The sequence below is a fragment of the Pseudonocardia pini genome (genome assembly GCF_013870575.1).
GTDB lineage: Bacteria > Actinomycetota > Actinomycetes > Mycobacteriales > Pseudonocardiaceae > Pseudonocardia > Pseudonocardia pini.
Genome location: NZ_JACBXB010000435.1, coordinates 1 through 4,596 on the forward strand (window position 1 = coordinate 1; position 4,596 = coordinate 4,596).

4 protein-coding genes are annotated in these 4,596 nt (G+C 71.0%); all 4 read left to right on the forward strand.

Annotation, left to right across the window (positions count from 1 at the left end; genetic code table 11):
* Window positions 1–362 precede the first annotated feature (362 nt).
* The 4 genes from H5J29_RS21585 to H5J29_RS21600 all read left to right on the forward strand — a co-directional run bounded on the left by H5J29_RS21585 (window position 363) and on the right by H5J29_RS21600 (window position 4,452).
* On the forward strand, window positions 363–1,658 hold the full coding sequence (locus H5J29_RS21585) for a cytochrome P450 (protein ID WP_181782864.1): 1,296 nt from the start codon (window positions 363–365) through the stop codon (window positions 1,656–1,658).
* A 99-nt stretch (window positions 1,659–1,757) separates the two neighbouring features.
* Window positions 1,758–2,930, forward strand: coding sequence for an Rv3169 family protein (locus H5J29_RS21590; RefSeq protein WP_181782865.1), 1,173 nt, complete (start codon window positions 1,758–1,760; stop codon window positions 2,928–2,930).
* Window positions 2,927–4,003 (forward strand): phosphotransferase family protein, encoded by a 1,077-nt coding sequence (locus tag H5J29_RS21595; RefSeq protein ID WP_181782866.1) that lies wholly within the window; start codon window positions 2,927–2,929, stop codon window positions 4,001–4,003. The genes H5J29_RS21590 and H5J29_RS21595 overlap by 4 nt, the downstream gene beginning before the upstream one ends.
* The gene (locus H5J29_RS21600) at window positions 4,003–4,452 is read left to right on the forward strand and encodes a hypothetical protein (protein ID WP_220187740.1); all 450 of its coding nucleotides are present in this window, start codon (window positions 4,003–4,005) and stop codon (window positions 4,450–4,452) included. Before H5J29_RS21595 ends, H5J29_RS21600 begins: the two co-directional genes overlap by 1 nt.
* The last annotated feature ends 144 nt before the right edge of the window (window positions 4,453–4,596 follow it).

The following is a 4,596-nucleotide window of genomic DNA, read 5'->3' on the forward strand; positions in this document are numbered from 1 at the left end:
GCGCCTGCGGGAGCAGCACGTTCGTCATCACCTGGGTCTTGCGCATGCCCAGCGCGTACGCCGAGGTGGGCTCCGTCCGCGGGGCTGGTGACCGGCGCCGTGCGGCGCTCGGAAAGGGTGGTCATGCGGTCTCCTTCGGCCGGACCGGGGCTGCCCGCGTGCGCGGCGATCGCCCATATTAAGCCGACCAGTCTCATAATCTGAAGCCCCTTCACCGACCGTTGACGGCTGTGACCGGCGCCATCTAGCATTGAGACTGAGCGGCTCAAAACTACCACGCCGCAGCCGTCCGGATCCCGGGCAGGCGAGACAGGTCAGCCGACCGGCGAACCGCCGGGATCGGGTGCGGGCAGGGAGGCCTCATGACTGCGGACCAGGCGACGGACCAGGTGGAGGCGGCCGGTTGTCCGGTCGCCCACGGCAGGCCGACGGTCGAGTTCGACCACCACTTCGGCGCCGAGGGGACCCAGCCCGAGGAGGCCTACCGCGAGCTGCGGGAGAAGTGCCCCGTCGCCTGGACCGAGGCGAACGGCGGGCACTGGGTCGTCACCAAGCACGCCGACGTCACCCAGGTCTTCATGGACTACGGGTCCTTCTCCTCGGCGCGCACCGACCCCACCGGGGAGCTGTCCACACTGGCCATCCCGCCGCTGCCGATGAAGCTGAACGTTCCGGAGGAGTTCGACCCGCCGCAGTTCCACCCGTACCGCAGGCTGCTCAACGGCGTGCTGTCGCAGAAGGCGGTGCGCGACGGGCTGACCGAGCGGATCCGCTACTGGGCGGACTGGCACATCGACCAGGTCATCGAGAGCGGCGCCTGCGACATGGTCTACGATCTCGCGTCGCCGATGGTCGGCGCGGTCGTGCTGGAGTGGCTCGGGTTCCCGCAGGAGGACTGGCGGCGGATCAGCCAGAGCTTCCACGACGCCGTCGGCTATGCGCCGTCGGACCCGCGGGCGCAGAAGGCCTTCGGCGAGCTCGCCGGCTTCCAGGAGCCGCGGATCTCCGAGGAGATCGCGATCCGGCAGCGGGAGCTGGCCGAGGGGCGGGTCCGGGACGACGTGATGGGCTTCCTCGTCTCGCAGGAGATCGACGGCGCCCCGATGACCACGGAGATGGCGGAGGGCATGGTCCGCCTCCTGATCGCGGGCGGGGTGGACACCACGGCGTCGGGCAGCACGTCGGCCTTCGTGCACCTGTACCAGCACCCCGAGCACCGGCAGGCCCTGATCGAGGACCCGAGCCTGTGGGACACCGCGGTCGACGAGTTCCTGCGCCGCTACCCGCCCGTCCTCGGGCACGCGCGCACCGTGGTGAAGCCGGTGACGGTCGGCGGGTACGAGATGGCGCCGGGGGAGCGGGTCCTGGTCAGCGAGGCCTCGGCCTGCTGGGACGCCGACCAGTTCGACCGGGCGGACGAGGTCGTGCTCGACCGGACCCCGAACCGGCACGCGGCGTTCGGCCTCGGCATCCACCGCTGCGCTGGGCTGCACCTGGCCCGGCTCATGTTCCGGATCCTCGTGGAGCGCGTCCTGGAGCGGATGCCGGACTACGTGGTGGCCGAGGACCAGCTGCACCGCTACGCCGAGCAGTCCGGCATGGCGGGCTGGACCAGCGTGCCCGCCACGTTCACACCCGGGCCCCGCGTCCTCGGGTGATCGTCCGTCGCGGGGCGGAACGACCGTTGACACGGCGCCCGCCGCCGTAGACAATTTGATACGGACAGACTCAAAATGCTCAACGGCGATCGGAGTCCGATGCTCAGCCCGTACGACGAGTTCCCGGCCCACCAGACGCCGTTCCCGGTGTCCATCGTGTCGAACACGGACCCCGGGTTCGACGACGGGTACTACTTCGGCGCCTTCTCCGCCGAGGCCAAGGCGTTCACCTTCCAGGGCATGCGGATCAACCCCAACACCGACCTCGTCGGCGGGTACGTGGGCTTCATGCGGGACGGCGTCCAGCGGACGGTGCGGTTCAGCCGCACCTGGCGCGAGCTGTCCGACACCTGGGTGGGTCCGTACCGGATCCAGGTGATCGAGCCGTTCAAGGAGCTTCGGCTCACCCTGGAGGAGAACGACTCCGGGATGACCCAGGACATCCGCTGGTACGGCTCGGCGCCCGCCTTCGAGGAGGCGCACCACCTCGCCTACAACCGCGGCCGTCCGACCACCGACCAGACCCGCTACTCGCAGGCGGGCACGGTCGAGGGTCACTTCACCATCGACGGCGAGCGCTTCGAGATCTCCTCGCCGCGCTGGTACGGCAGCCGGGACCACTCGTGGGGGCTCTACCACACGCGGCGCCCGATGTCGCCGGACCCGAAATGGCTACCGCCCGCCGACCCGGGCGGCATCCCGCGCGCCCTGCGGTTCTGGACGCTGTTCGGCGCAGGCGAGCTCTCGGGCTTTTACGGCTTCCACGAGGACGCGCTGGGCCGCCAGGTCAAGATGAACGACACCTTCGGCACGCCCTTCGAGGGTCGCTTCACGATCGGCTGGGACAAAGAGGTCGTCGACCTCGTCGGCGGGCGGCACGAGCTCGTCTTCCGTCCGGGCACCCGGATCCTGGAGGCCGCGAAGATCTACCTGACCGCGGCCGACGGCGGGGAGTGGGTGCAGACCCTCGAGCCCGCCATGGTGCCGTGGATCTCCGCGAGCATGGGCTACGACTCGGGCTCGTGGAAGGACGGCGGCTCGCTGCGGACCTACCACGGCCCCGGCGTGTCGGTGGAGTGGGACGAGTTCGACTTCCGCACCCAGCCGCTCGACCACCCGATGTACGACGGGACCGTCCGCGAGGGCATCGTCGGCCGCGAGTACGTCTCGACCATCACCACGACCGCGCCGGACGGGCGGCAGTGGGTCGGCGCGGGCCAGACCGAGCTGTTCCTGGACGGCCCGTTCGCCCCGTACGGGTTCACCGCATGAGTGCCCCCGCGGCCACCGGGACCCTCGCCGACCGCGAGTTCGTGCAGGGCTGGTTCGCCGCGCGCCTGGACCGCCTGCACCCGGGAGCCGAGTCGGTGACGGTGCAGCAGGTCGAGCGGATCTCTCGCGGCGTCTCGCGGCAGACCTGGACGGTCCAGGCCACTGTGGACGGTCGTCCGGAGGCCTTCATCGTCCGCCGCGACCACGAGGCGGGCAGCGTCATCCCCACCGCCCTGCGGCTGGAGTACGAGGTCTACCGGCGGCTCGCCGACGCGCCGGTCCCGACCTCGGCGGCGTTGTGGTTCGAGGACGATCCCGCCTGGATGCCGGACGGGCGGATCGCCTACGTCCGCCAGGAGGTGGCGGGCCACTGGTACCTGCCCTTCATCGCGGACGAGTCCCCGGGGGCGGACGAGCAGCGGATCGCCGCGTCGAAGGAGCACCTCGACCAGCTGGCCGCCCTGCACACCGCGGACTGGGCGGCGCTCGGCTTCGGCGAGATCTTCGACGTACCCGCGGGCCCCGAGGACTGCGCCCGCTCGCTGATCGAGACCCAGCTCAAGAGCCTGGCCGGGTTCCAGTTCGAGTCGAACCCGGCGCTGGCCGAGGGGGTGGCCCAGCTGATCGAGCGGGCTCCCCGGGACGCCCCGCGGATCAGCCTCTGCAAGGGCACCAACGGGCACGGCGAGGAGGTCTGGCGAGACGGCCGGATCGTCGCGATGAGCGACTGGGAGCTGTCGTACCTGACCGATCCGGCCTACGACTTCGCGCTCGTCCAGGAGATGATCCCGGAGATCGTGCGGGACGGGCGGCGGGTCTGGGGCCGCCCCGAGGCGCTCGCCTACTACCGCGAGCGCTCGGGCATCGAGATCACGCACGAGCGGATCGAGTACTACCGCGCCGTCTACGGTGTGATGCAGTTCCTGTACACGCACCACTCCGGGCACCTCATCCACAACCGCGGCTTCCGCGACCTCCGGTTCCTTTGGACGGCGTGGGAGAACAGCTACCGGAGCAACATCCGGCTGGGTCAGGAGTTCGGTTTCGCGCCGGAAGGGGTGAGGATCCGGTGATGCACCCGGGCGTCGACGAGGCGCTGGAGTCCATCGTGGCGGCGGTCGAGCAGGACATCGCCCCGCACGTGGAGAACGAGTACGCGGCCAGCATGTGCCGGACCGTCGCGCAGATGCTGCGCTCGGTGCGGGTGCGGGTGGCCGAGGAGCTCCCCACGCTGGTCGCGGACAACGCGGAGCTGCGCGAGCTGCTGACCGCGCACGCGGACCGGCTGGCGGACCGGTCGGCTCTCGACGCGGCCGTCCGGGCCAGCGCCGAGCGCACCGCGCCGTCGCTGGAGGAGCTCTACGCCGACGCGGAGGCCCTGCGCGCCGCGCTCACCACGCTGATCGAGGCCGTGCCGGACTCGACCGACCCGACCCGCAAGGCGGCTCGGGAGTACCTCCGGCACTCGCTGGACCGCGAGCGGCCGTGGATGGTCGACGCGTTCACCGGCCCGCGCCGCTGATCGGGAAGGACAACAGGAGATGACGGAGACGGTGGAGGGGGCCGTCGACCTCGGCGCCCCCGTCGAGGCGGCGACCGTCCCGGAGGCGTTCCGACGCACCGTGGCGCGCTACCCGGACAAGATCGCCTACCGCACGCGCGGTGG

Coding starts and splice junctions, on each gene's coding strand:
- H5J29_RS21600 (WP_220187740.1), top strand. CDS start 4,003: ATGCACCCGGGCGTCGACGAGGCGCTGGAGTCCATCGTGGCGGCGGTC.
- H5J29_RS21585 (WP_181782864.1), top strand. CDS start 363: ATGACTGCGGACCAGGCGACGGACCAGGTGGAGGCGGCCGGTTGTCCG.
- H5J29_RS21590 (WP_181782865.1), top strand. CDS start 1,758: ATGCTCAGCCCGTACGACGAGTTCCCGGCCCACCAGACGCCGTTCCCG.
- H5J29_RS21595 (WP_181782866.1), top strand. CDS start 2,927: ATGAGTGCCCCCGCGGCCACCGGGACCCTCGCCGACCGCGAGTTCGTG.